Origin of the sequence: Actinomycetospora sp. CA-084318 (assembly GCF_050955885.1) — a bacterium.
Classification (GTDB): Bacteria; Actinomycetota; Actinomycetes; order Mycobacteriales; family Pseudonocardiaceae; genus Actinomycetospora.
Genome location: NZ_CP192098.1, coordinates 4,972,587 through 4,997,924, shown reverse-complemented (window position 1 = coordinate 4,997,924; position 25,338 = coordinate 4,972,587). Strand labels below are relative to the sequence as shown.

Sequence of the window (25,338 nt, the reverse complement as noted above, 5' to 3'; positions counted from 1 at the left end):
GTAGGTCCCGATCCCGGCCCGGCCCCGCTGTCCGAGGTCGCCGGTCAGGCGCCGACGATCGCTGCCAGCGGTAGCCGGGTGTACTCGCTGAGCAACAGCGACCGGCGGCGCTCGGCTCCGGGGAGTCGACGCAGAGCGGGCGCGCGGTCGGCGAGGACCTCGAGGGCCACCCGGGCCTCGAGGCGCGCCAGCGGTGCACCCAGGCAGAAGTGGACGCCGCCGGAGAACGCGAGGTGCTCGTCCGCCGTCGTCCGGGTCGGGTCGAAGACGTCCGGGTCGGTGTGGACCGCCGGATCGCGCCCGGCGGCCCCGAGCAGGGCGAGCACGGTGGAGTCGGCGGGGACCGGGGTGCCGGCGAGGTCGACGTCCTCGTGCGGCACCCGGGCGGTGAACTGCACGGGCGGGTCGAACCGGAGGGTCTCCTCGACCACGCCGGCCGCGGTGGACGGGTCGTCGACCAAGGTCGGCCAGGTGTCGGATGCGAGCAGCGCCACGACGGCATTGCCGATCAGTCCGCTCGTCGTCTCGAAACCCGCGAGCAGGAGCAGGACCGCGAGACCCACCGCCTCGTCGTCGTCGATCTCCGCGGCGGCCAGGGCGTCGAGCAGATCGCCCCCGGCCTCGTCGGGACGACCCCGGCGGCGCTGCGCCAGCAGGCCGGACATCAGCCCCCGCAGCTCACCCGTCGCGCGCTCCAGGCGGTGCAGCGCCCGCAGCGACCGGACCCCGCCGAGTCCGGCGCCGACCGCCTGCCCCCAGTGCGCGAAGGTCTCCGCGTCCGCGTCGGGGACCCCGAGGAGATCCGCGATCACGGCGACGGGGAGCGGCACGGCGACGTCCGCGACGAGGTCGAACCGCTCCTTCGCGACGGCGGCGTCGACGAGCCGTTCCGCGGCCGCACGGACCAGGCCCTCGCGGGCGGCGATCCGGGCCGGCGTGAACGCGGGGGCCACGAGCCGGCGCAGGCGGGTGTGGTCCGGGGGATCGAGCCCGAGGATCGAGAGGTCGACCGGTTCGAGGAGCGGATCGCGCTCCCCGGCCACGGCGCCGCCCGGGGTGCCGCCGGCGCGGGTGCGGACGCCGTAGCGGCGGTCGCGCACCACCTCGCGGCACAACTGGGCGGTCGACACGACGAACACCCCGCTGCGACTGGCGAAGGGTTGCGCCCCCTCGCGGAGCCGACGGTGCTCCAGGTCCGGTCGGTCGGACCACGGCCGGTACATCAGGCGCAGCAGGGGGTCGCCGCTCCAGGCCAGCACCCGGCCGCCGCTGCGGATCGCCGCCAGGCGGCCACCCAGGAGGACGTCCCGTCGCAGGTCCATCGGCGCCTCCTCGTCGGGAACCCTGCCACGACGGATCGCGCGAGCCGACCCCGACCGCGGGCGCTCCACCGCCCGGAGCAGTGCCTCGTGACCGATTCGCCCGGTCGGCGGGGTGCAGGACCCGGGTCCCCCGTCCGATGGAGGGGGGACGGCGGATGTGGCGGGCCCCCGGCCCGCCCGGCTCGAGGAGGTCGACCCCATCAGCGACGACACCACACCCACCGGTCGGCATCGCCGCCCGGTCGAGGGCCGGTCCCCGCGACCCTGGTGGACGGGCGCGGCGCTGACCGCCGCGGTGCTCGTCGTGGCCGGGGCGTTCGCGGTGCCGGCGCTGGCCGACTCCGGCGTCGAGTCGAATCCCGTGGCGCGAGCCGCGCACGCCGAGGCCGCGACCCCGGGTACGCCCTGCTCGGTGTCCGCCCGCGCGTGCGTCGACCTCGAGACGCAGCGCGCGTGGCTGATCCGGGACGGGAAGGTGGTGCGCGGCCCGATGACCGTCTCCACCGGTGGCGAGGGCTATGCGACCCCGGTCGGGCACTCGCTGCGGGTCTACCGCAAGGAGGCCGACCACGTCAGCGGCGAGTCCCGCACGCCCGACGGGCGCCCGGCGCCGATGCCGTACTCCGTGTTCTTCAACGACGGCGGGATCGCCTTCCACGCCGGCGACCCGGCCCGGTCGTCCGCGGGCTGCGTGCGCATGGAGACCGACGACGCGAAGGCGACGTTCGCCGAGCTGCAGGAGGGCGACAAGGTGCAGGTCGTCGAGGGCTCCGTGGAGCGGGCGGAGCGTGCCGAGGCGCGATAGTCCGGACGTCGACCCGGAGCGGCCGGCCCGCCAGAGTGGTGCCGTGGACACCGTGCGGCGGCCCGAGTTCGACCCGGAGCTCAAGGCCGGGCTCGCGATCGTCGGGGGGATGTTCCCTCCGACGATCACGCCCGACCTGCTCGGGTTCATGCGCCGTTCCTATGCGTCGCTCCCGATCGCGGACACCCTCCGGGCCCGGCGGATCGAGCGCCGCGACGAGGTCATCCCGGGCCACCGCGGCGATCCGATCGAGGTCTCGGTGCTGCGTCCGGCCGACGTGTCCGGCCCGCGACCGGGCGTGCTGTTCATCCACTCCGGCGGGCTGATGTTCGGCGACCGGTTCAGCGGGGCCGACCTGGTGATCGACTGGATCGACCGGCTCGGGGCGGTCCTCGTGACCGTCGAGTACCGCCTGGCCCCGGAGTACCCCGATCCCTTCCCGCGCGAGGACGTCTACGCCGCGTACGACTGGATCGTCCGCGGCGCCGACCGGCTCGGCGTGCGCCGCGACCGCATCCTGGTCGCCGGCGCGAGCTCCGGCGGCGGGCTCGCGGCCGGGCTCGCCCTCGCCGCGCGCGACCGTGGGCACCAGCGGGCCTGCGGTCAGGTCCTGGACTACCCGATGCTCGACGACCGCGGCCTTGGCACGTCGGTCGGGCAGTTCGACGGCGTCGGCGTGTGGGACCGGGTCAGCAACGAGACGGGGTGGTCCGCGCTCCTGGGGGACGCCCGCGGGGGTCCGGACGTCTCGCCCTACGCCGCGCCGGGGCGCGCCGAGGACCTCGCGGACCTGCCCCCGGCGTTCGTCGACGTGGGTGCGGCGGAGATCTTCCGGGACGAGGCCATCGCCTACGCGGACCGCATCTGGCGCGCCGGCGGCGACGCGGAACTGCACGTCTGGGCCGGCGGATTCCACGCCTTCGACATTTTCGCGCCGCACACCGCGGTGGCCCGCGGGATGGTCGGGGTGCGCAACGCGTGGGTCGAGAAGGTCCTCGCCGACTGATCTCGCGACGTGACCGGCGCCACCGTCGCCTAGGCTGGGATCCGAGCACGGGGGTGGTCGGATGCAGGAGCTGTTGGGTCGGATCGCTGCCCTCGATCCGGGCGCGAGCCTCGCGCTGCGCGTGATCGCCTGCTTCGACGAGCTCGTCGTCGGGAACGTCAACACCCGGGCCCTGCTCGGGGCGGCGGCGTCCCTCTCGGGCTGCGAGGTCGGCTTCCACCAGGCCGCGACCGGCGCGACGATGCGGGTCTGCCCCCGCGGGGAGCTGACCCGGGACCGCGACACCCCGCCGCCCGACGCCCGCCCGATCGCCGACGGGCTGTCCGTCTGGCTGGACCGCGAGGGCGTCCCGCACGTCAACGACGAGATCATCCTCGAGCGCCTCGGCCTCGCCCTCCGCATCCGGCACGGGCGGGACCGGCAGGACACCGACCTCCGGCGCAACCTCGGGCAGCTCCTCGACCCCGGGCTCCCGCTCGCCACCCGCCGTCAGGCCGCCACCGCGCTCGGCCTCCACCCCGGCCGCCGCTACCGCGTGGTGGCGGCACCGCTGTTCGCGGTGTGGACCGAGCACCCCGGCGGGATCGAGGACGTGGTCGCCACGCCGTTCGGCACCATCCACGCGTCGGTGGTCCGCGCGGACGGTCCCGTCGGGACGGCCGATCCGTCGGGAGTGGGGGTGGCCGCGGAGGTCGACCACCTGCACACGTCGTTCACCACGGCCCTCGTCGCCCTCCGACTCTGCGAGCGGCCCGCGACGACGACCGTCTCCGCCGACGACTTCGGCGGCCTCGTCAGCGTGCTCGCGAGCATGCCGCCCGACGCGGAGGTCCCGGACGTCGAACTAATCGACACGGTGACCGGGTTCCCGTGGGGCCGGGCGACGCTCGACGCCCTGGTGCGCGCCGGCACCGTCCGGCAGGCGGCCCGGCTCGCGGGCGTCCACCACAGCACGATGCAGAGCCGGGTGGAGACGGTCGCCGGCCTGCTGGGCTTCGATCCGTTCGACGGTCTCGGCCGGACGCGGCTCGGGCTCGCCTACCTCGTGTGGCGACTGCGCCACTCCCGCGTCCTCGACCTGCCCGCGCCGACGTAGACCGCCACCTGGCGGTCGCCGACGACCGAGTTGCGTCGTCGCGTCGGTTCCCCCGCGCTGTGGGCCGGGCCACACTGCGTTCACCGTGGTCGCCGGTCCTCCCGTGCCGTCGACCGAAGCGCTCTCGACTCCGTGGAGGCCCTCCGTGACCCGCTCCATCGACGGCTCCGGTATCGACCGGGTCCTGTCCGACGCCATCGCGAACGGCGCCGTCCCGCACGTCGCCGCGATCGCGGCCGACCGCGACGGGGTGATCTACGAGGGCGCCGCGGGCGACCGCATCGCCGGCAGCGGCGAGCCCGTCTCGACGAGCACGCACTTCCGGATCATGTCGATGACGAAGATGGTCGCGACCACGGCGGCACTGCAGCAGATGGAGAAGGGGCTGCTCGACCTGAACGCTCCGGTCGAGTCGTACGTGTCCGACTTCAGCGGCGTCCAGGTCCTCGAGGGCTTCGACGGCGACACCCCGAAGCTGCGTGAGCCGGCGTCGAAGGCGACCGTGAAGCAGCTGATCACGCACACGTCCGGGCTGGGCTACTGGTTCTGGGACGAGGGGATCAAGCGCTACGAGGAGGCCACCGGGACGCCGAACGTGGTGCCGGGCGACATGGCGGCGTTCAACGCCCCGATGGTCTGCGACCCGGGTACCCGCTTCGTCTACGGCATCAACACCGACTGGCTGGGACGGGTGGTCGAGGCCGTCGCCGGGACCACGCTCGACGTCGTGGTGAAGGAGAACATCACCGGCCCGCTGGGCATGGACGACACGATGTTCGCCCTCGACGACGCGCGGCAGGGCAACAAGACCCCGGTGCACGCGAAGGGCGAGGACGGGACCTGGGGCTCGATCGGCAACGTCCTGCCCGACGACCCGTCGTGGTGGGCCGGCGGGCACGGCCTGCACTCCACCCCGCGCGACTACATCCGCTTCGAGCGGGCGCTGCTGCGCGGCGGCGAGCTCGACGGCGCGCGCATCCTGCGCCAGGAGACGGTCGACGCCGCCTTCTCCGACCAGCTCGACGGCGCTCCGATGCCGACCGAGATCCCCACCGCCGACCCGCCCATCACCGACTCCCTGACGCTCGGGCCGGGCTGGACGTGGGGCTACGGCCTGCTGATCAACACCGCCGACGTGCCCGGCGGTCGCCGGGCGGGCACCGGCGCCTGGGCCGGCTTGTTCAACACCCACTTCTTCGTCGACCGCACCACCGGCATCTGCGCGTCGATCTACACCAACTCGCTGCCGTTCATCACGCCCGAGGCGTGGGGCATGTACGGCGACTTCGAGCAGGCTCTCTACGCGGAGGTGCTCCGCTCGTGAGTAGTAATCCGTGTTCTGGCACGGATTACTACTCACGGGCGCGTCAGCGCACCTCGTGTGTGGAGGCCGACCGGTAGTCGGTGTAGGTGTACGGGTTGTCGAGCACCTTCGTCTCCGGGATCTCCGGGTTCATCCCGGCGGTCCAGGCCTCCTCGCCGAGGGTCGAGCGCAGGTGCTCGACGGTGGACTCCACGGTGCGGCGCGCGGCGGCGAGGTCGATCCCGACGAGGCGGTGGTCCCGCTTGACCACGCGCCCGTCGACGATCACGGCCTCGACGTCGCCACGCTGCGCCTGGAACGCCACGTGCCCGTAGGGCTGCAGCACGGGGAACATCACCGGCGAGTGCTCGTTGCGGATCAGCACGACGTCCGCCTTCTTCCCGGGCTCCAGGCTGCCCAGGTCGGCGCGCCCGAGCGCGGCCGCGCCGCCACGGGTCGCCCAGTCGACGACCTGCTCGGCGCGCAGCGACGCGTGGGTGACCGTCTCGCCCTTCGCGTGCGCCTCGAGGTGCTCGCGCGAGCGGTCGGCGCCCAGCGTGGTGCGCATGGCGGAGAACAGGTCGCCGCTCCACCACACCGTGGTGTCCATCGACAGCGACACCGGGATGTCGTGGCTGCGCAGGGCCCAGGTGGGCGGGTAGCCCTGGCCGGCCGACTGCTCGCTCTCGGTCGACACCGAGACGGAGCCGCCGGTCGCGGCGATGCGGTGGTAGGAGTCCGCGGAGAGCGTCGCGGCGTGCACGTAGACGGTCTCCGGGGTCATGAAGCCGTGGTCGTGCATCAGGCGGATGCCGTCGTCGTTGGTCGCGCCCCAGACGCCGGCGTGCGTGGTCACCGGGACACCGAGCTCGCGCGCCACCTCGAACGCGGGCTTCTCCGGGAACGCCGGGTCGCCGGTGACGTCGAAGGCGAGCTGGAACCCGAGCAGGTCGCGGTCGCCGCTCATCCGCCGGTCCACGAAGTCCCGGAACTCCGCGGCGGCGGTCCAGTTCGCGGGGGCGTCCTGGATGTTGCCGTAGGCGAGGACGAAGCGGCCGGGCACGGCCTGCAGCGCGTCGACGGCGGCGTCGGCGTGCTGGGCGGTCTGCAGCCCGTGCGACCAGTCGACGGTCGTCGTGACGCCCGCGTCGACGGCCTCGATCGCCCCGAGCAGGTTGCCCGCGTGGACGTCCTCCGGGCGGAACGCGCGCCCGTGCTCGAGGTAGTACCAGACGAAGTACTGGGTCAGCGTCCAGTCGGCGCCGTAGCCGCGCATCGCCGTCTGCCACATGTGCCGGTGCGTGTCGATCATCCCCGGCATGACGATGCCGCCGCGGGCGTCGATCTCCTCGGTCCCCTCGGGCACGTCGAGCTGCGCCCCGACCGCCGCGATCCGGTCGTCGACGACGAGGACGTCGGCGTCGGTGAGCACCGTGTGTGCGGCGTCGAGGGTCAGCACGGTGCCCCCGCGCAGGACGACGGGGCGGCGGGCCTCACTCATCGTGCTGGCTCCCTCACGGTCGGACAGGTGTCCGTAGGTCGGTCAGATGACACAGGTCACTGTGCTCAGCGATGGTTGCGGTGTCAACCGGCGCCGCCGCGTCGTCGGGAAGGGGTCGCGTGTCCGCCTGGCGGACGTACAGTGCGCAGCGTGCCGCGCGAGGGAGCAGGACCCGACTTCATCGAGGCGCTCGCGCGCGGGCTGGACGTGATCGCGGCGTTCTCGCCGACGCGACCGGAGATGACGCTGGCCGAGGTCGCGGCGGCGACGGGCCTCGCGCGACCGACGGCGCGGCGCATCCTGATCACGCTGACCGAGCTCGGGTACGTCCGCGCGGGGGAGCGCGGTCACGTGCTCACGCCGCGCGTGCTCGACCTGGGGGTGGCCTACGTCGGGTCGATGGGGCTGTGGGACGTGGCGCGCCCGCACCTGGAGGCGCTGTCGGCGCGGACGCACGAGTCGTGCTCGATCGCGCAGCTGGACGGGTCGGACATCGTCTACGTCGCGCGGGCCTCGGTGCCCAAGATCGTGTCGCTGGCGGTGACGATCGGGACGCGGTTCCCGGCGCTGCCGACGTCGCTGGGCAAGGTGCAGCTCGCGGCCCTGGCCCCCGAGGAGCTGGACCGCGTCCTGGCCGAACCGACCCGGTCCGGGCTCACGCCGCGGTGGCAGCCGGCGCCGGAGGAGCGGGACGCCGCGCTGCGCGAGGTCCGGGCCCGGGGGTGGGCGCTGACCGACGAGCAGCTGACGCTCGGGATCCGGTCGGTGGCGGCGCCGCTGCGCGACGGGTCGGGGCGGGTGATCGCGGGCGTGAACGTCAACTGCCACGCCGCCGAGACGTCGGTCGAACGCCTCGTGGAGCACCACCTGCCGCTGCTGCTCGCCACGGCCGGGGAGATCAGCGCCGACTTCGCCCGCCGGCAGTCCCTGCCGCACGTGACGTTGCCGGCGTCGTAGTCGTCGCGCCCCTGCGGCTCCTCCTCGGCTCCTCCTCGGCTCCTCCTCGGCTCCTCCTCGGCTCCTCCTCCGGCCCCCCTTCGGTGGCAGCGAAGCGTCGTTGCTGTCATCCAGTGGCAGGAACGCCGCTTCGTCGCGCACGGGCACGATCGACGATGGCGGTCTGCACGCATCCAGTGGGAGCAGCGGGACATCGTCGGCCGACCGTGGCACCGCTGTCACCCGCGGGCCCCGCTTCCCACGGGCCGGAAGTCGGGGCGCGCCGAGAGGACGGCAGGCGCAGGATCGGATCATGACCGACCCCGAGGTGGTGATCGTCGGCGCCGGGCCGGCCGGGCTGGTCCTGGCGTGGATGCTGCAGCGCGCGGACGTGCCGTACGTGCTCGTCGACCGGCAGGCGCGCGAGGAGGTCGGCACCCAGCCGAAGGCGGGGATCGTCGAGTACCGCACCGTCGAGCTGCTGCGGCGCGAGGGGTTCCCGCTGGACTTCGAGGTGGAGAACCGGCGCGTCGAGTTCCGTACCCCCACCACGCGGCACCTGTTCGACTACGCCGACCTCACCGGGGACCGGCCGCACTACGTCTTCCCGCAGCACCGGCTCGTCGCGGAGCTCACCACCGCCCTGCTCGACGAGGGCGCGCCGCTGCACTTCGACTGCCCGGTCACCGACGTCGACCCCGACCGGCCGAGCGTCACCGCCGGCGGCACCACCTACGTCCCGCGCACGCTCGTCGGGGCGGACGGCGCGGGCAGTGTGGTCGCCCGGGCCCTCGGCGACCGGGTCGAGGTGCTCGACCGCCCCCTCGCCTCGCGGTGGCTCGTCGTCTCCGCCCGCACCGCTCCGTTGGTCGGCCACACGATCTATGCCATCCACCCGCGGGGCTACGCCGCCCACCTGCGGCGCGGCCCGCAGGAGACCCGCTTCTACCTCGAGGTGCCGGCCGACGTGAGCGGCGCCGACCTCGATCCCGACGACCTGCGCCGCGACCTCGCGGAACGGCTCGGGGAGCCGGGCGCGCTCGACGGCGTGGAGATCAGTGTCGACGACCTCGACCTCCGCACCCGGATCACGTCCCCGATGCAGGCGGGACCCACCGTGCTCGTCGGCGACGCCGCGCACCTCATCACCCCGGCCGGCGGGAAGGGGATGAACCTCGCGGTCGCCGACGCCGTCGAGCTCGCCCACGGTCTGGTCGAGGCCCACCGCGGCGACGCCCGCCGCCTCGACGCCTACTCGGCCACCCGGCTGCCGGTCATCGCCGAGACCCAGGGGTTCTCCGACTGGTTCCTCCGCGTCCTGTCCGCCTTCTCCACCGACGCGCTCGCCGGCACCGGGTCAGCCGGGTTCGTGCACGCCCTGCGCGACGGCTGGGTCCGTCGGTTGCGCGACGACCCGCTGCTCGCGCGGTGGTTCGCGCACGCCTACGCGGGGGTCGACCCGGCGCCCGCCAAGCCTTGACGCCCGTCGTCGGGAAGGCTCAGGATCAACAGCGGACGACAGTCCGACAGACGGACAGAGGGGACCCTCGTATGGCTGGCCCGCTCGCCGGGGTGCTGGTGGCCGATTTCTCCCGGATCCTCGCCGGGCCCTACGCGACGATGCTGCTCGCGGACATGGGCGCCGAGGTGGTGAAGGTCGAGGGCCCGAAGGGCGACGACACGCGGACGTGGATGCCGCCGACCCGCGGGGAGACCTCGACGTACTACCTGGGGATCAACCGGGGGAAGCGCTCGATCGCGCTGGACCTGCGCGACCCCGATGACGTCGCGGTCGCGCAGGAGCTCGCCCGCCGCGCGGACGTGGTCATCGAGAACCTGCGCCCGGGCGGGATGCGCAAGTACGGCCTGGACTTCGACTCCGTGAAGGAGACGAACGCCGGCGTCGTCTACGCGTCGATCTCCGGCTTCGGCTCGGGCAAGGGCGCCCACGTCCCCGGCTACGACCTGATGGTCCAGGCCATCTCGGGGCTGATGGACCTGACCGGCGATCCCGACGGCGAGCCCTTCCGCGCCGGCATCTCCGTCTTCGACGTGATGGCCGGCAACCATGCCGTGATCGGCATCCTCGCCGCGTTGCGCCACCGCGACGCCACCGGCGAGGGCCAGCACGTCGAGCTCAACCTGCTGTCCTCGGCGCTGACCGGGCTGGTGAACCACTCCAGCGCGTGGGTCGCGGGCGGGGTGGTGCCGCACCGGATGGGCAACGCCCACCCGAGCGTGTTCCCGTACGAGCCGCTCGCGACGGCCGACGACGACATCATCATCGCGGCGGCGAACGACGGGCAGTTCCGCAAGCTGTGCGAGGCGCTCGGCATCCCGGAGGTCGCCGACGACGAGCGCTATGCCCGCAACGCGGACCGGACCGAGAACCGCGACGACCTGCGGCCGATCCTCGTGGAGCAGCTGACGCGGAAGAGCGCGGTCGAGTGGTTCGAGCTGCTGGTCGACGCCGGAGTGCCGTGCGGGCCGATCCAGTCGATCGACGGCGGGTTCGCGATGGCGGAGCGGTTCGGGCTCGACCCGGTCGTCGAGGTCGGCGAGGGCGACCGCGCGATCCCGACGACGCGGCACCCCATCCGGTTCTCCGCGACCCCGGCGGTCTACGAGCTGCCCCCACCTGAGCTCGACGAGCACGGTGACGAGCTGAGGAAGTGGCTGAGCACGGATGGCTGAGCACGAGTACGAGACCGCGCTCGGCGCGTCGTCGCCCGACCGGATCACCCTGCTCGGGCACGACCTGGTCGACGACGTCATGGGCCAGGTCGGGTTCGGGGAGCTGGCGTTCTGGCTGGCCACCCAGCGGCGGCCGTCGCCGGGGGAGACCCGGGTGTTCGAGGCCGTGCTCGCGGCGCTGGCCGACCACGGCTACACGCCGACGGCGATCGTCACGCGCCTGACGCACCTCTCGGCGCCGGACTCGGTGCAGGGTGCGATCGCGGCGGGTCTGCTGGCCGGTGGGTCGCGGTTCCTCGGGGTCACCGAGGACTGCGGCCGGTTCCTGCACGACCAGCTGGTCGCGCCGCTGCCGACCGACGACGCCGGGTGGGACGAGCTCGCGCTGCGGGTGGTGACCGAGCAGCGGGCGCAGAAGAAGTTCGTGCCCGGTCTCGGGCACCACGTGCACAAGCAGGGCGACCCGCGCACCCCGAAGCTGATGGCGCTGGCCGCCGAGGAGGGCGTGACCGGGCCGCACCTGGCGCTGTTCGCCGCGATCGGCCGGGTGCACGCCCAGGTGCTCGGCAAGCAGTTGCCGCTCAACGGCGCCGGGGTGTGCGGCGCGGTCCTGGCCGACCTCGGGCTGCCGCTGGAGCTGCTGCGCGGGTTCGCGCTGCTGGCCCGGACCGCGGGTCTGATCGGCCAGCTCGCCGAGGAGCTGCGCCACCCCGTCGCGAACGACATCTTCCTCTCGGTCGACCTGCACAACCGACCGGTGGACCCTGATCCCTACCAGCCGCCGTCCATTCCCGAGGAGCAGCGATGACGTCCTCCACCACGCCGCGGACCGTCACCGAGGAGACGATCACCGACGTCGCCGTCGAGCGGTGGGCCACGGCCCACGACCCGCGGACCGCCGAGCTCCTCACCTCGCTCGTCCGTCACCTCCACGCCTTCGCCCGCGAGACCCAGCTGTCCGAGGCCGAGTGGATGGCGGCGATCCGCTGGCTCACCCGCACCGGTCAGATCAGCGACGACAAGCGCGAGGAGTTCATCCTCGCCTCCGACGTGTTCGGGCTGTCGATGCTCGTCGTGCAGCAGAACAACCGGCTGCAGGAGGGCGCCACGCCCGCGACGGTGCTGGGGCCGTTCTTCATCGACGAGTCCCCGTCCCTCGGCTTCGGCGGCGACATGTCCGACGGCGTCGAGGGCACGCCGCTCTACGTCCACGGCGTCGTCCGCTCGGTGGACGGGGCGCCGATCCCGGACGCGGAGATGGACGTCTGGCAGGCCGACGCCGACGGCGCCTACGAGTCGCAGCTCGACGTCGACGAGGCCCGCCTGCGGGCGAAGTACCGCTCGCGCGACGACGGGTCGTACTGCCTGCGCACGATCGCGCCCAAGGGATACGCCATCCCCATGGACGGGCCGGTCGGCGAGCTCATCCACGCGACGGACATCTCGTGGATGCGCCCCGCGCACGTGCACTTCTGGATGGCCGTGCCGGGCTACGAGCCGCTGATCACGCACCTGTTCCAGGAGGGCGCCGAGTACCTCGGCACCGACGTCGTCTACGGCGTCAAGGAGGAGCTCATCGTCCGCTTCGTCGAGCGCGACCCGGGCCCCACGCCCGACGGCGGGTCGAGCGACGTCCCGTGGCTCGAGGCGGAGTACGACTTCGTGCTGCAGGCGGTGTCCTCGTGACCCTGCTGCCCACCTCGCTGGTCGGCTCGTACGCGCAGCCGGACTGGCTGATCGACCGTGCGAAGCTGGCGGGCCGCTTCCCGCCGCGGGTGCGGGCGAAGGAGCTGTGGCGGGTCGAGGAGCAGTTCCTCGAGCAGGCCCAGGACGACGCGACGCTGCTCGCGATCCGGGCCCAGGAGCGCGCCGGGCTCGACGTCATCACCGACGGCGAGATGCGTCGGGAGAGCTACTCCAACCACATGGCGACCGCGCTGGACGGGGTCGACATCGACCACCCGGGCACCGCGCTGGACCGCTCCGGGCACCCGAACCCGGTGCCGCGGATCGCGGGGGAGATCCGGCGGACGCACCCGATCGAGCGCCGGGACGTGGAGTTCCTGCGGGCGAACACCGACCGCACGGTCAAGATCACGGTGCCGGGGCCGTTCACGATGTCCCAGCAGGCGCAGAACGACTTCTATCCCGACGCCGAGGCGGCGGCGATGGCCTACGCGGCGGCGGTGAACGCCGAGGTCCGCGACCTGTTCGACGCCGGGGCGGACGTGGTGCAGATCGACGAGCCGTACATGCAGGCCCGCCCGGAGCCGGCGCGGCAGTACGGGCTGGCGGCGTTGAACGCCGCGCTCGAGGGCGTCATTGGGACGACGGCGGTGCACCTGTGCTTCGGGTACGCGGCGATCATCCACGAGCGGCCGGAGGGGTACTCGTTCCTGCCCGAGCTCGCGGGCTGTCCGGTGGACCAGATCTCGATCGAGACCGCGCAGTCCGGGCTCGACCTCGGCGTCCTCCGCGACCTCACCGACAAGACGATCATCCTCGGGGTGATCGACCTGTCCGACCCGGAGGTCGAGACCGCTGAGACCGTGGCCGGCCGCGTCCGTCGGGCGTTCGAGTACCTGCCGCCCGAGCAGATCGTCATCGCCACCGACTGCGGGATGAAGTACCTGCCCCGCGACGTCGCCGACGGGAAGATGGCCGCGATGGCGGGCGCCGCGTCGATCCTGCGGGCCGAGCTGGGCTGACCCCCACCCCCTCTCCCCACGTGGCAGCGAAGCGTCGTTGCTGTCATCCGGTGACAGCAACGACGCTTCGCTGCCGTCCGAGGGGTGCGCAAGACTGGCGATCATGGTCGAGCTGAACGTCGTCACCGCCGGGTCGGCGGACGGGCCGACGCTGGTCTTCCTGCACGGCGTGGGGAACAGCCTGCGGACGTTCACCTTCGCCGCCGACGCGCTCGCCGACCGGGCGCGCGTGGCGCTCGTCGACCTGCGCGGGCACGGCTCCTCGCCGCGCGTGCCGGGCGGCTACGACCTCGACGGGTACGTCGCCGACGTCGAGGCGCTGCTGGAGGGGACCGGTCCGGCCCTCGTCGTCGGGAACTCCCTCGGCGGGGCGGTCGCGTGGACGCTCGCGCAGCGCCGGCCCGACCTCGTCCGCGCCGCCCTCCTCGAGGACCCGCCGCTGCGCCCTGCCGACGTGGGCACGGTGGCGCCGATCTTCCAGGTGCTGCAGCGGCAGGTCCGGCGGTGGCAGGACGCGGACGTCGACGCGGCGACGGTGGCGGCGGCGCTCGGTGCGATGCCGGTGCTCGGCGGACGGCCGGCGTCGGAGGTCCAGGCGCCCGAGGTGCTCGACGCGCGCGCCCGCGGGCTGCTCGACGTCGACCCGGAGGCGCTCGGCGCCGTCGCCGACGGCTCGTCGCTGGGCGCGCTCGACCTCGCGTCCCCCGTCACCGTGCCCGTCCGCGTCCTGGCCGCGGGCGAGGGCACCGGGTCGGTACTCCCGGCCGACGCGGTCGCGGCGCTGGCGCGCACCCACCCCGACGTCTCGGTCCGCCGCCTCGAGGGCGCCGGTCACGTCATCCACGACGAGTCCGCGCACCGGGCGGACTGGCTGGCCGAGGTCGAGGCGCTGCTCCAGGCCGCGTGAGGTCCTACCCCTGACAGCGAAGCGTCGTTGCTGCCACTCGGCGACAGCAACGACGCTTCGCTGCCATGGGGATCGGGGGGTTCCCGACGACGGGTCGGTGCGGCACGGTGGCAGAGGGTGAGGGGTCGGGTCGACGTGCGGCGCAAGCACGATCGGGCGACTGTCCGACTACGGACGGCGTGTCGAGGTTTGTGGCATCCGGCTGACGTCCGTGTGACCTACACCATCGGCCGCTTGACGGCTGATTGATACCGCCCGTGAGCGGGACGACGCTCTGGGTCATGAACAGCCGCCCATCGGAGGGCATGTCATGACCACTGTCATCGTCGTCATCGTGGTGGTCGTCGTCCTGGCCGCCCTGGTCGGCGGGGGCCTCGCGATCGCCCGCAAGCGACGCTCCCAGCAGCTCCAGGAGGAGTTCGGCCCGGAGTACGACCGCGTCGTCCAGGGCTCGGACAGCAGGGGCGAGGCCGAGAAGGAGCTGGCCGAGCGTCGCAAGCGCCACCAGCAGCTCGACCTGCGCCCGATCGACCCGCAGACCCGCGAGCGGTTCCAGGGCGACTGGAAGCGCATCCAGGGAGAGTTCGTCGACGACCCGACGGGCGCGGTCGAGAAGGCCGACTCCCTCGTCACCACGATCATGCGCGAGCGCGGCTACCCGGTCGACGACTTCGACCAGCGCGCCGCCGACATCTCCGTCGAGCACCCGCGCGTGGTGGAGAACTACCGCGAGGCCCGCCGGGTCCGCGACGCGCAGCGCAACGGCAGCGCCGACACCGAGGACCTCCGCGGCGCTGTCACGTCCTACCGGAGCCTCGTCGAGGCGCTGCTCGACGACCGCGGCGACCGGGGTCGCGACGGCGACCACGACCGCCACGACGACCGGGCCCACGACGACCGCGACGACCGGGCCCGCGACGACGACCGCTCGGGTCGCCACCGCGAGAACGGCCACCGCGCCGACGACCGCGACGACCGCGACGACCGCGGCCGCGCGGACGACCGCGACCGCCCGCACGCCGACCACGACCAGGCCCGCGACGACGACAGGAGCCGACGGTGAGCACGCACGCCGACACCAGCAGTGAGGACCTCGACGGTCGCCGGGACGACCTCGCCGACCGCCGCGAGGATCGTCGTGAGGACCCCCGCGACGACCGCCGCGACGACCGCCGCGACGACCGTGCGGACGCCGCTCGCGACGGGCACGCGGACACCCGCCGCGACGACGACGGACCCGGGCGGTACACCCGCCAGCACGGCGACCACGCCGGGCAGCACGACCACGACGCGCGGGACGACCAGGGCGTCTCCGTCCTCGACCCCACCGCCTCCGAGCGGCTGCGCAACCGTTGGCAGGAGGTGCAGGCCGGCTTCGTCGACGAGCCCCGCCAGTCGGTCACCGAGGCCGACCAGCTCGTCGGCGAGGTGCTCGACGAGGTGAGCCGCGTCTTCCGCGACCAGCGCTCGGAACTCGAGGCCGAGTGGAGCGGCAACGCCGAGCCGGGCACCGAGGAACTGCGCCAGGCCCTGCGCCGCTACCGGGAGTTCTTCGACCGGCTGCTCTCGCTGTAGACCACCCTCCCCGACCGCCCGGGACGTTGTCGCCGCGTCCCGGGCGGTCCCCTGTCCAGGGACGCCGGGCCGATCTCTCGGGTAAGCAGTTGATCATGACGAGCGCGACACCGGCGTCCGTCGCGCTCGGCATGATCAACTGCCTAGCGTCGGGGACGCCGGGGCGAACGGCGCCGATCGCGCACCCGACGTCGGGAATGTGCCGTTCCTGCAGGTGAAGCGCCGTCCCCAGGACTTGGGCCGTCGGCGTCGCGACGACATGATGTCCCGGTGACCGCTGTGCAGCCCACCGCCCGCGTCGCGCGGTGGATGTGGATCGTCGTCCTCGTCGTCGGGATCGTGCTCTTCGAGCTGGTCCGGCGCACCGTCGTCGACACCCTGAACCCGAACTTCCTGCCCTCCCTGATCCTGCTCGGCGCGGCGGTCGTGCCCGCCTCGTTCCTGACCTTTGTGGCGTCCCGCCGGCTGCCCACCGACGTCGGGACCGGCCCGCTCGCGCTCGCGGCGCTGCTCGGCGGGGTCATCGGCACGGTGGTGGCGGGGACGCTCGAGTACGACGCGCTGCAGCGCCTCGGCGGGCTGCCGATGCTCGTGGTCGCGGTGATCGAGGAAGCGGCCAAGCTCGTCATCCCGGCGTTGATGCTCGCCCTCCCGCGCTTCCGGCACGGACCCGCGAACGGGCTCGTCCTCGGCGTCGCCTCGGGCGCGGGCTTCGCGGCCCTGGAGACCATGGGCTACGCGCTCACGACGCTCGTCGCGAGCCGGGGCAACATCGCCGCCGTCGACTCCGAGCTGCTGCTGCGCGGCCTGCTGAGCCCCGCGGCCCACATGGCGTGGACCGGGCTGACCGCCGCCGCGCTCTGGCGCTGGGCGCGCCTCGGGCACGGCTTCTGGTGGTTCGTCGGGACCTACCTGGTCGCCGTCGTCCTGCACACCGTCTGGGACTCCGTCGGCGGGCTCGTGGTCTACATCGTCCTCGCGGTCGTGGCGTTCGTGTTGCTGCTCGTCACCGCGCACCGGCTCTCGCACGCGGCCGCCCCGCGCACCCCGGCGCACGCGGCGGCCGCCTAGAGCAGCGGCAACGGGCCGAACTCGTGGCCCGCCCACGACGCCGCCGACGTCTCCTCCGGGTAGGGCGCGACGACGGGCTCCGCGTCCACCACCCAGGCCTGCCGCGACCCGTCGTCGTACGCGGGCCACCCGGGCCCCTCGCCGCGGGCGAAGGCGGTCCACGCGGCGCGCATCGCGGCCGAGGCCGCCTCGACCGCCGGGCCGGGCTCGGGGCCGAGGAGCGTCGTCGTCAACGGTCCGGCGAACACGCCGAAGACCAGCGGCACGTCCAGGGCATGGCACGCGCCCAGCCGGGGCGTCTCGAGCGTGAGCTCGTAGACGTACGAGCGGCCGGTGTGCTCCTGCGCGATCCGCAGGGACGGCATCCGGAACAGCCAGTCGGACTGCACGAGCTCGAACAGCTCCTCCGCCGAGGCGTCGGGGTGCGCGGCGCGGAAGGCCCCGGCGTCGGGGGCGAAGGCGGCGACGGTCCGCTCGGCCATCTCGGGGGTCACCGCGCCGAGCAGGCCGCCGAGGCCGAGGAAGAGCCGGAACTCGTCGCGGTTGTGCCCGACGATCACGTCGACGTCACGGGCGGCGCCGTCGCGCAGGGCCTGCCACGGCGTCGTCGGGAGGACGTCGCCGTCGACGACGGGGGAGAACGGGGTCGGCGTCAGCGCGAGGAGGCCCCAGCGGTCCCGGTGCTCCCGCATGACGAGCCCGTCGGCGGCCGTGACGAGCGCGCCGGGCTCGACGTCGCGGAGGGCCTCGACGGTGGGCCGGCGGTCGAGCCGGGCGGCGATCGTCGTCATGACGTCGGCCGCCAGCCCGGGGGAGAAGAACGTGCCGGGCACGCTCTGCGCGATCGCGCGGCGGAAGAGCCCCGCCGCCCGCGGCATCGCGAGCAGGGACGCCACCGCTCCGGCCCCGGCCGACTCCCCGAACACCGTGACCTGCGCCGGGTCGCCACCGAACGCCGCGGCGTTCCCGCGGACCCACTCCAGCGCGGCGACCTGGTCGAGCAGCCCGCGGTTGGCGGGAGCCCCCTCGATCGCGCCGTAGCCCTCCACGCCGATCCGGTGGTTGAAGGTGACCACGACGACGCCGTGGTCGCGGGCGAGCACCGTCCCGTCGTACCCGGGCTCGGCCGAGCTGCCCGCCCGGTAGGCGCCGCCGTGGATCCACACCATGACCGGCCGCCGCGCGTGCGTGTCCGCGGACCAGACGTTGGCCGTGAGCCAGCCCCGTCCGTCGTCGGGCGGGGCGACCGGGTCGGCCCCGGCCGCCGACATCGCCGACTGCGGCGGCACCGGGCCGAACGCCGTCGCGTCGAGCGTGCCGGTCCACGGCTCGGGCGGCTGCGGGGCGGCGAAGCGCCGGGCGTTCACCGGCGGCGCGGCGAAGGGGATCCCGCGGAACACCGCCAGGCCGTCCTCGTCACGTCCGCGCACCCGACCGGCCGTCGTGTCGATCTCGATCACGCCGCCGAGCCTCGTGCGCGGTCCGGCGCCCGGGCAACGAGGCGTCCGACCACCGGAAGCGCGGCGACGAGACGTCACCCGTCGGGCCGGCCGACGGGGTGGGAGCCGGACCGGTGACGTCTCGGCAGGCCGGCGAGCGGGGCTGCCAGGATCGGGCGCGTGGTCGGACTCGACGCGGTGCTCCCGGCGATGCTGCGCGCCCTCGGCAGCCCCCTTCCCGACGACGTCGCGGGGGACCCGGCCCTGCCGCCGGCCCGGCAGGCGGTGCTCCTCCTGGTCGACGGGCTCGGCCGGGAGCTGCTCGACGCGCACGCCGCGGACGCCCCGTTCCTGGCGGGCCTGGCCGACGCCGGGCCGCTGCAGGTCGGCTTCCCGAGCAGCACCCCGATCAGCGTCACGAGCCTCGGGACCGGTCTGCCGCCGGGTGCGCACGGCACCCTCGGCGTGCGCTTCCGCGTGGACGACGTCCTGCTCGACGCCCTCACCTGGACCCGCGGCACGCAGGACCTGCGCGAGCGCCTCGTCCCCGAGCGGGTGCAGCCGCGCCCGACCGTGTTCGAGCGCACCGACGTCGCCTGCACCGTCGTCTCCGACCGCGCCTTCCGCGAGTCCGGGCTCACCCGCTCCGGCCTGCGCGGCGCGACCTACCGGGGCGTCGGCTCGTTCGGCGACCTCGCCGCCGAGGTCGTCGCGGCCCCGCGTGGGCTCGTCTACGCCTACCACGCCGACCTCGACCAGCTCGGTCACCTGCACGGCCCCGGGTCGCTCGCCTGGCGCATCCAGCTGCGGGTGATCGACCACTTCGTCGGGATGCTCGCCGCCGACCTGCCGCCGGGCACCCTCCTCGCCGTCACGGGCGACCACGGGATGGTCGAGGTCGACCGCCGGTACGACGCCGACACCCACCCCGACCTGCGCGCGGCCGAGCCGCTCGTCGGCGGGGACCCGCGCGCCCGGCTGCTCTACTGCCGTCCCGGCACCGTCGACGACGTCCGTGCGGCCTGGACCACCACCCTCGGCACGGACGCGCTCGTCGTCGGGAAGGACGAGGTCCTCGACCAGGGCTGGTTCGGCCCGGTCGACGGGGCGGTCCGTGCCCGGGTGCCCGATCTCGTCGTCGCGATGCGGGGGACCGCCGCCGTGGTGCGCACGGTCGACGAGCCCGTGCTCGCCCGACTGCCCGGCCAGCACGGGTCCACGACGGACGCCGAGCGGCTCGTCCCCCTGCTCGTGCGACCCGCAGACGCGGACGACTGATCGCGCACAACTCCGCGCGTGAGGGCTCTCCCGGCATGCGGAAACGTCCTGTGCAGGGGGTCACAGTATTCGTCTAGTGTCCAAGGGGAGGACCCTTGATCACGACGTAGGGAGCACGTGTGTCCGTCACGACCCATTCCGGCGGCTCGATCCTGGGCCACCCGGTCAAGCGCACCGAGGACCGGGAGCTGATCACCGGGGCCGGGATCTACACCGGGAACATGCCCGTCGAGGGCGCCCTCCATGCCTTCTTCGTCCGCTCGCCGATCGCGCACGGCACGCTCGGCGACATCGACGTCGACGAGGCCAGGGGCATGCCGGGCGTCGTCGCGGTGTACACGGCGGCCGACCTCGAGCTGAACGACCGGCCCGGCCTGCCCGGCGTGGTGCCGGAGACCATGAACCGCCCGCTGCTCGCCAAGGGCAAGGTCCGGCACGTCGGCGACATGGTCGCCGTGGTGATCGCGGAGACCGCGAGCGAGGCGATCGACGCGGCCGAGACCGTCTTCCCCGACATCGACCCGCTGCCCGCCGTCACCGACATCGAGGCGGCGATGGCGGAGGACGCCCCGCTGCTCTTCGAGGGCACCGAGTCGAACGTCGTGGCGGGCGCCGGCACCGGCGAGGTCGAGGGCATCTTCGACGACGCCGACGTCGTCGTGAAGGCCAAGTTCTACAACCAGAAGCTCGCGGGCGTCCCGATGGAGCCCAACGCCGTCGTCATCGCGCCCGGCGAGGACGGCAAGCTCACCTTCTGGGCCTCCACCCAGACCCCGCACGGCCTGCGCGACCAGATGGCGGGCGACCTCGGCCTCGACGGCGAGAAGGTCCACGTCATCGCCCCGCGCGTCGGCGGCGGGTTCGGGCCGAAGGCCTTCGCCTACTCCGAGTACTCCGTCATCGCCCGGGCGGCGCAGAAGCTGGGCCGCCCGGTCCGCTGGAACGAGACGCGCTCCGAGAACATGCTCTCGATGGTCCACGGCCGCGCGCAGGTCCAGTGGGTCGAGCTCGGCGTCAAGAAGGACGGGACGTTCGTCGGTCTGCGCGCCACCGCGGTCGGCGACGCCGGGGCCTACCCGGCGATCGGCACGGTCCTCCCGAGCCTCACGCAGCTCCTCGCACAGGGCGTGTACGACCTGCCGGCCATCGACTTCACGTGGAAGGCCGTCGTCACCAACACCACCACGGTGGGCGCCTACCGCGGCGCCGGGCGGCCCGAGGCCACCCAGCTGCTCGAGCGCATCATCGACATGGCCGCCGACGAGATCGGGATGGACCCGCTCGAGATCCGGCGCAAGAACTACCTGCAGCCCGAGCAGTACCCGCTGACCACCCTCACCGGCGCGAACTACGACACCGCCGAGCACGAGAAGGCGGCGGCCGCGGCCAAGGAGGCGGCGGGCTACGACGCGCTGCTCGCCGAGCAGAAGCAGCGCCGCGAGTCCGGCGACCGCGTGGCGCTGGGCATCGGCGTCGGCTCCTACGTCGAGGTCACCGCCCCGCTCGGCCTCGACGGCGAGTACGGCTCGGCGCAGGCGCACCCGGACGGCACCTTCACCGTCATGGCCGGCACCTCGGCCCACGGCCAGGGGCACGAGACCGCGTTCTGCCAGCTCGCGTCCTCGGTGCTCGGCGTGCCGATGGAGAAGATCAAGCTGGTCCAGTCGGACACCGAGCTGGTCCGCAGCGGCGCCGGCACGCTCGGCTCGCGTTCCCTGCAGACCGGTGGCACCGCGATCCACAACGCCTCGCAGGAGCTGGTCGCCGAGGCCCGCGAGATCGCGGCGCACCTGCTCGAGGCCGCCGTCGAGGACATCGAGCACTCCGACGACGGGTTCGGCGTCCGCGGCATCGGCGACAAGGTCATCTCCTGGGCGCAGGTCGCCCAGGCCGCGGAGGACGGCTCCGGGTTCGAGGACGGCAAGGGCCACGAGCTGCGCCAGGAGCTCGACTTCAAGGCCGGCGACTCCACGTTCCCGTTCGGGACGCACATCGCCGTCGTGGAGGTCGATCTCGACACCGGCATGGTGCGCCAGCGCCGCCACGTCGCGGTCGACGACTGCGGCATCATCCTCAACCCGATGCTGGTCGCGGGGCAGCAGCACGGCGGGATCGCGCAGGGCATCTCGCAGGCCCTCTACGAGCGGGTGACCTACGACGAGGACGGCAACCCGACCTCGGGCAACCTCGCCTCGTACACGATCCCGAGCGCGGCGGACCTGCCGTCGTTCGAGGTCTCCAACACCGAGACCACCACGCCGCTGAACCCCATCGGGGCCAAGGGCATCGGTGAGTCCGGCACGATCGGCTCGACCCCGGCGGTGCACAACGCCGTGATCGACGCCGTGTCGCACCTGGGCGTCCGGCACATCGACATGCCGCTCACCCCGGAGACGGTGTGGCGCGCCATCCACGGTGCGACCGGGTCCGACCCGGCGAACCGTCAGCAGGCGGGCCCGGAGTACGCCGGCAAGGCGATCACCGAGGACACCCCGGACAGCGCGCAGGCGTGACCCGGTCCCGACGGCGGGTGGGGCCCGACCCCGCCCGCCGTCGTGGGCGTTCGTAGAGTGCCGGGGATGGCCGGTATCCGCGCGCTGCAGCCCAGCGACCTCCCCCAGGTCAGCACCCTGTTCGCCCAGGTCATGGGCGGTGCCTCGGCGGAGGACGTCGCGCCCTACTTCCGGCGGATCCTCGTCGGGGACCCGTGGGCGGACCCGGAGATCCCCTCGCTGGTGCACGAAGGACCCGACGGCGGGATCGTCGGGTTCATCGCCGCGAGCACCCGACGCATGGTGCTCGACGGCCGCAAGGTGCGGATGGCCGTCAGCAGCAACCTCGTCGCGCACCCCGACTGGCGCACCAAGGGCGTCGGCGCGCTGCTGAACCGCAAGCTGCTCGGCGGACCGCAGGAGTTCACCGTGGCCGACCGGGCCAACGACGACTCCCGCGGCCTCTGGCTCGGGCTCGGCGGCCAGGAGCTCGTCGGGCAGTCGGTCGCGTGGTTCCGGGTGCTCTCGCCCGCCGCGACGGCGGGATCGCTGGTCGAGCGCCGGTCGGCGCGGCTCGGCCGGGCCGCCCGGCTGCTCTCCCGCCCGGTCGACGCCGTCGGCGGCCGCCTCGTGCCGCCCCCGCCGCGGCCCACGGGGTCGACCGAGGAGCTGACCCCAGAGGTCCTCGCCGAGCAGGTCGCGACGGCGGGCCGCCGGTTGCGCCTCCGCCCGGACTACGACCCGGAGTACCTGGAGTGGGTCTTCGCCGAGCTCCGCCGGCTCGGGCGCGGCGCGCTGTCGGCGCGCCTGGTCCGCGGGCCGCAGGGCCGGGTGCTCGGCTGGTTCCTCTACCTGCTCCCGCCCGGAGGGGTGGCCGAGGTGCTGCAGGTCGGCGTCACCGGCGCCGACCCCGACCCGGTGCTCGACCACCTCGTCGCGCACGCGGCGGGTCAGGGCGCCGTGGCGGTGCAGGGCCGCCTGGAGCCGGCGACGGCGGGCCTCATCGGCCGGCCGGGCGTGCTGGTGCGCAAGAACGCGCGCGCCCTCGTCCACGCGGAGGCCAACGTGCTCGGCCTGCTCAGCTCCACGACCTCGCTGTGCAGCCACCTCGACGGCGAGTGGCTCGTCTCCCACGCCGCCCGCCAGTAGTCGGCCGGGACGGCCGTGACACGATCGACGACCGTGTCCCGGGAACTGGCGGTCTGCATCGTCTCCTACCGGCGGGCGGACCTGCTGGACCGCGCGCTCGCGAGCGTCGACAAGTGGCTCCCCGAGGCGCGCGTGCACGTCTGGGACAACGGGTCCTCCGGCTCGCCCGCGGTCCGGGAGCTGGCGGCCTCCCGCCCGGACGTCACCTGGACCTTCTCCGAGTTCAACCTCGGCTACATCGCGGCCATGAACAAGCTCATGGCGCAGGTGCCCGACTGCGACGTCCTGCAGCTCAACCCCGACGCCGAGCTGCTCGGCCCCTGCACCCGGGCGCGGGCGGCGCTGGCCGAGCCGGGCGTCGCCGTCGTCTCGCCGACCGTCCTCGACCCCGAGGGCCGCGACCAGCCCTGGGACGTCGCCCACCGCGAGCAGGGCGTGGTGCGCAACCTGCTGAACTCCGCGGGCTACGCGAAGCGCCTCCGCGGCCACCGTGTCAGCGACCTGTACCCGAGCGCCCCCGAGCAGGTCGACGGCTACCTCACCGGCTGCGCGCTGTTCATCGCCCGCGACGCCTGGACCGCGCTCGGCGAGTTCGACGAGCAGTTCTTCGTCTACGGCGAGGACGCGACCTGGCAGCCGAACGCCCGACGGCACGGCTGGGAGCTGCGACTCGTCGACGACCCCGCGGCCGGCCCGCAGGTCCGGCACTCGTCCGGCGGGACGGTGGCCGACGACCCGCTCGCCTCGATGCGCGGGTCCGACCTGCTGCGCTCGGCGCAGGTCATGGTGCTGGGGCTCGAGCACAACGCCGGGCGCGGCTCGCTCTACGCCGCCGGCTCGACGCTGCTCGACCGCGTCCAGCGGTCCAAGCGCGGCCCGCGGCGCGCCCGCCTCGACGCCCTCGCCGCCCGGGCCGGGGGGCGGCCCGCCGTCGTGGTCATCACCAACGGGCTGCGGCCGGGTGGGGCCGAGCGGCAGCGCGTGGTGCTCGCCAACGAGCTCGTCGAGCGCGGCCACCCGGTGACGCTGGTGTGCCTGCAGCACCTCGGGCAGTACATCAGCGAGCTCGACCCGCGCGTCCGCATGCTGATGCAGCCGTGGTGGCAGCCGGTGGTGGACGTGGCCGCCACCGACGAGGCGATCGTCGTCGGGGGGTGCACGAAGACCGAGATCGGGTTCGCGACGGCGTGGCGGGCGCTCGGCCGGGTGACCGGCCAGAAGCGCTCCTGGATCCCCGCGGCGCACGACCCGGCCGAGCTCGACCGGCCCACCTACTCCGAGGCGCAGGCCCGCGCGCTGCGCACCGCCGACGGCCTCCTCGTGCTCTCCCGGCAGCACCACGCCGACCTCTCGCGCCACCAGCGGTTGACCGAGCGGGTCATGGTCGCCCCGAACGGCCTCACCCCGGGGACGCCCCTCGGCGAGGTCCCGACGACGGGTCCGGTGCGGTTCTGCATGCTGACCCGCCTCAAGACCTACAAGAACACGACGCTGCTGATCCACGCCCTGGACGCCCTCGCACGGCCGGACGAGTGGACGCTGGACATCTTCGGCGTCGGCCCCGACGGGGCCGCCATGGAGGCCGAGACCCCGGCCCACCTGCGCGGGCAGGTGCGCTGGCGCGGGGTGTCCCCGGGCCCGGACCACGCGTTCGCCGAGACCGACGTGCTCTGCGTCCCGAGCGGGTTCGAGGCGTTCCCGCTCGTGATGGTGGAGGCGATGACGCGCGGGGTGCCGGTGATGGCGTCGGCGAGCGGGTCGGTACCCGAGATGCTCGACCACGGCGCCGCCGGCGTCGTCGTCGAACCCGTCACCGTCGAGGCCTGGGCCCGGGCCCTGGCCGGCGTGCTCGACGACCGGGCCGAGCTCGCCCGGCTCGGCCGCGCGGGCCGCGAGCGGGCGCTCGCGCTCTACACCGACTCCGCCATGGTCGACGCCTACCAGCGCGCGTTCGTGACCGTGCTGGGCCACGGATTCCCCGGGATGGACCAACCGGCCGCCACGGTGTGAACAGGCTGTGGGGTCGGCCCTTCGATATCGGACAACCCTGACCCCC

Annotated in this window: 21 protein-coding genes; 18 read left to right on the top strand and 3 right to left on the bottom strand. The window is 73.9% G+C overall.

Annotated elements, in window-relative coordinates:
- Positions 1-44 precede the first annotated feature (44 nt).
- Positions 45-1,322, bottom strand: coding sequence for a cytochrome P450 (locus ACQPYX_RS24325; protein ID WP_433799832.1), 1,278 nt, complete (start codon positions 1,320-1,322; stop codon positions 45-47).
- Between the two features lie 157 nt (positions 1,323-1,479).
- Between ACQPYX_RS24325 and ACQPYX_RS24320 the strand changes: the two genes are divergently transcribed.
- From ACQPYX_RS24320 to ACQPYX_RS24305, 4 genes are all read left to right on the top strand, one after another.
- Positions 1,480-2,127 carry a L,D-transpeptidase gene (locus ACQPYX_RS24320; protein WP_433799831.1) on the top strand — a complete coding sequence of 216 codons (648 nt, stop codon included), beginning with the start codon at positions 1,480-1,482 and terminating at the stop codon, positions 2,125-2,127.
- Positions 2,128-2,170: 43 nt separating this feature from the next.
- Positions 2,171-3,133 carry an alpha/beta hydrolase gene (locus ACQPYX_RS24315; RefSeq protein WP_433799830.1) on the top strand — a complete coding sequence of 321 codons (963 nt, stop codon included), beginning with the start codon at positions 2,171-2,173 and terminating at the stop codon, positions 3,131-3,133.
- 61 nt (positions 3,134-3,194) lie between these two features.
- Positions 3,195-4,229, top strand: a complete 1,035-nt coding sequence (locus ACQPYX_RS24310; RefSeq protein WP_433799829.1) for a helix-turn-helix domain-containing protein — start codon at positions 3,195-3,197, stop codon at positions 4,227-4,229.
- Positions 4,230-4,374: 145 nt separating this feature from the next.
- A complete protein-coding gene (locus ACQPYX_RS24305) occupies positions 4,375-5,553 on the top strand; it encodes a serine hydrolase domain-containing protein (RefSeq protein WP_433799828.1) in 1,179 nt (392 codons plus the stop codon).
- A gap of 43 nt (positions 5,554-5,596) precedes the next feature.
- Here ACQPYX_RS24305 and ACQPYX_RS24300 read toward each other — a convergent pair whose 3' ends face one another.
- A complete protein-coding gene (locus ACQPYX_RS24300) occupies positions 5,597-7,033 on the bottom strand; it encodes an amidohydrolase family protein (protein WP_433799827.1) in 1,437 nt (478 codons plus the stop codon).
- A 150-nt stretch (positions 7,034-7,183) separates the two neighbouring features.
- On the opposite strand from ACQPYX_RS24300, the gene ACQPYX_RS24295 reads away from it, so the two are divergent.
- From ACQPYX_RS24295 to ACQPYX_RS24250, 10 genes are all read left to right on the top strand, one after another.
- Positions 7,184-7,990, top strand: coding sequence for an IclR family transcriptional regulator domain-containing protein (locus tag ACQPYX_RS24295; RefSeq protein WP_433799826.1), 807 nt, complete (start codon positions 7,184-7,186; stop codon positions 7,988-7,990).
- 292 nt (positions 7,991-8,282) lie between these two features.
- Positions 8,283-9,449, top strand: a complete 1,167-nt coding sequence (locus ACQPYX_RS24290; protein ID WP_433799824.1) for an FAD-dependent monooxygenase — start codon at positions 8,283-8,285, stop codon at positions 9,447-9,449.
- 71 nt (positions 9,450-9,520) lie between these two features.
- A complete protein-coding gene (locus tag ACQPYX_RS24285) occupies positions 9,521-10,663 on the top strand; it encodes a CaiB/BaiF CoA transferase family protein (protein ID WP_433799823.1) in 1,143 nt (380 codons plus the stop codon).
- Positions 10,656-11,471 carry a citryl-CoA lyase gene (locus ACQPYX_RS24280; RefSeq protein ID WP_433799822.1) on the top strand — a complete coding sequence of 272 codons (816 nt, stop codon included), beginning with the start codon at positions 10,656-10,658 and terminating at the stop codon, positions 11,469-11,471. Before ACQPYX_RS24285 ends, ACQPYX_RS24280 begins: the two co-directional genes overlap by 8 nt.
- Entirely contained in the window at positions 11,468-12,349 is an 882-nt protein-coding gene (locus ACQPYX_RS24275; RefSeq protein ID WP_433799821.1) for a dioxygenase, read from the top strand. Before ACQPYX_RS24280 ends, ACQPYX_RS24275 begins: the two co-directional genes overlap by 4 nt.
- Complete coding sequence (locus ACQPYX_RS24270; RefSeq protein WP_433799819.1) at positions 12,346-13,371, top strand: uroporphyrinogen decarboxylase family protein; 1,026 nt, start codon at positions 12,346-12,348, stop codon at positions 13,369-13,371. Before ACQPYX_RS24275 ends, ACQPYX_RS24270 begins: the two co-directional genes overlap by 4 nt.
- A 103-nt stretch (positions 13,372-13,474) precedes the next feature.
- Positions 13,475-14,278, top strand: coding sequence for an alpha/beta fold hydrolase (locus ACQPYX_RS24265; RefSeq protein WP_433799818.1), 804 nt, complete (start codon positions 13,475-13,477; stop codon positions 14,276-14,278).
- Positions 14,279-14,588: 310 nt separating this feature from the next.
- Positions 14,589-15,341, top strand: coding sequence for a hypothetical protein (locus ACQPYX_RS24260; RefSeq protein WP_433799817.1), 753 nt, complete (start codon positions 14,589-14,591; stop codon positions 15,339-15,341).
- Complete coding sequence (locus ACQPYX_RS24255; protein ID WP_433799816.1) at positions 15,338-15,853, top strand: hypothetical protein; 516 nt, start codon at positions 15,338-15,340, stop codon at positions 15,851-15,853. The genes ACQPYX_RS24260 and ACQPYX_RS24255 overlap by 4 nt, the downstream gene beginning before the upstream one ends.
- A 270-nt stretch (positions 15,854-16,123) precedes the next feature.
- Positions 16,124-16,924 carry a PrsW family intramembrane metalloprotease gene (locus ACQPYX_RS24250; RefSeq protein ID WP_433799815.1) on the top strand — a complete coding sequence of 267 codons (801 nt, stop codon included), beginning with the start codon at positions 16,124-16,126 and terminating at the stop codon, positions 16,922-16,924.
- On the opposite strand, the gene ACQPYX_RS24245 is transcribed toward ACQPYX_RS24250, so the two are convergent.
- Positions 16,921-18,384 (bottom strand): carboxylesterase/lipase family protein, encoded by a 1,464-nt coding sequence (locus tag ACQPYX_RS24245; RefSeq protein WP_433799814.1) that lies wholly within the window; start codon positions 18,382-18,384, stop codon positions 16,921-16,923. The genes ACQPYX_RS24250 and ACQPYX_RS24245 overlap by 4 nt on opposite strands.
- Before the next feature lie 159 nt (positions 18,385-18,543).
- Here ACQPYX_RS24245 and ACQPYX_RS24240 point away from each other — a divergent pair, with 159 nt between their 5' ends.
- The 4 genes from ACQPYX_RS24240 to ACQPYX_RS24225 all read left to right on the top strand — a co-directional run bounded on the left by ACQPYX_RS24240 (position 18,544) and on the right by ACQPYX_RS24225 (position 25,292).
- Complete coding sequence (locus ACQPYX_RS24240; protein WP_433799813.1) at positions 18,544-19,641, top strand: alkaline phosphatase family protein; 1,098 nt, start codon at positions 18,544-18,546, stop codon at positions 19,639-19,641.
- Positions 19,642-19,760: 119 nt separating this feature from the next.
- Entirely contained in the window at positions 19,761-22,154 is a 2,394-nt protein-coding gene (locus ACQPYX_RS24235; protein WP_433799812.1) for a xanthine dehydrogenase family protein molybdopterin-binding subunit, read from the top strand.
- Between the two features lie 66 nt (positions 22,155-22,220).
- The gene (locus ACQPYX_RS24230) at positions 22,221-23,282 is read left to right on the top strand and encodes an N-acetyltransferase family protein (RefSeq protein WP_433799811.1); all 1,062 of its coding nucleotides are present in this window, start codon (positions 22,221-22,223) and stop codon (positions 23,280-23,282) included.
- A 33-nt stretch (positions 23,283-23,315) separates the two neighbouring features.
- Complete coding sequence (locus ACQPYX_RS24225) at positions 23,316-25,292, top strand: glycosyltransferase (RefSeq protein ID WP_433799810.1); 1,977 nt, start codon at positions 23,316-23,318, stop codon at positions 25,290-25,292.
- Positions 25,293-25,338 lie beyond the last annotated feature (46 nt).

Bases quoted from the DNA above. Each gene is read 5' to 3' on its own strand.
- ACQPYX_RS24310 (WP_433799829.1), top strand. From the start codon at position 3,195: ATGCAGGAGCTGTTGGGTCGGATCGCTGCCCTCGATCCGGGCGCGAGC.
- ACQPYX_RS24285 (WP_433799823.1), top strand. From the start codon at position 9,521: ATGGCTGGCCCGCTCGCCGGGGTGCTGGTGGCCGATTTCTCCCGGATC.
- ACQPYX_RS24280 (WP_433799822.1), top strand. From the start codon at position 10,656: ATGGCTGAGCACGAGTACGAGACCGCGCTCGGCGCGTCGTCGCCCGAC.
- ACQPYX_RS24325 (WP_433799832.1), bottom strand. From the start codon at position 1,322: ATGGACCTGCGACGGGACGTCCTCCTGGGTGGCCGCCTGGCGGCGATC.
- ACQPYX_RS24300 (WP_433799827.1), bottom strand. From the start codon at position 7,033: ATGAGTGAGGCCCGCCGCCCCGTCGTCCTGCGCGGGGGCACCGTGCTG.
- ACQPYX_RS24260 (WP_433799817.1), top strand. From the start codon at position 14,589: ATGACCACTGTCATCGTCGTCATCGTGGTGGTCGTCGTCCTGGCCGCC.
- ACQPYX_RS24275 (WP_433799821.1), top strand. From the start codon at position 11,468: ATGACGTCCTCCACCACGCCGCGGACCGTCACCGAGGAGACGATCACC.
- ACQPYX_RS24265 (WP_433799818.1), top strand. From the start codon at position 13,475: ATGGTCGAGCTGAACGTCGTCACCGCCGGGTCGGCGGACGGGCCGACG.
- ACQPYX_RS24290 (WP_433799824.1), top strand. From the start codon at position 8,283: ATGACCGACCCCGAGGTGGTGATCGTCGGCGCCGGGCCGGCCGGGCTG.
- ACQPYX_RS24230 (WP_433799811.1), top strand. From the start codon at position 22,221: ATGGCCGGTATCCGCGCGCTGCAGCCCAGCGACCTCCCCCAGGTCAGC.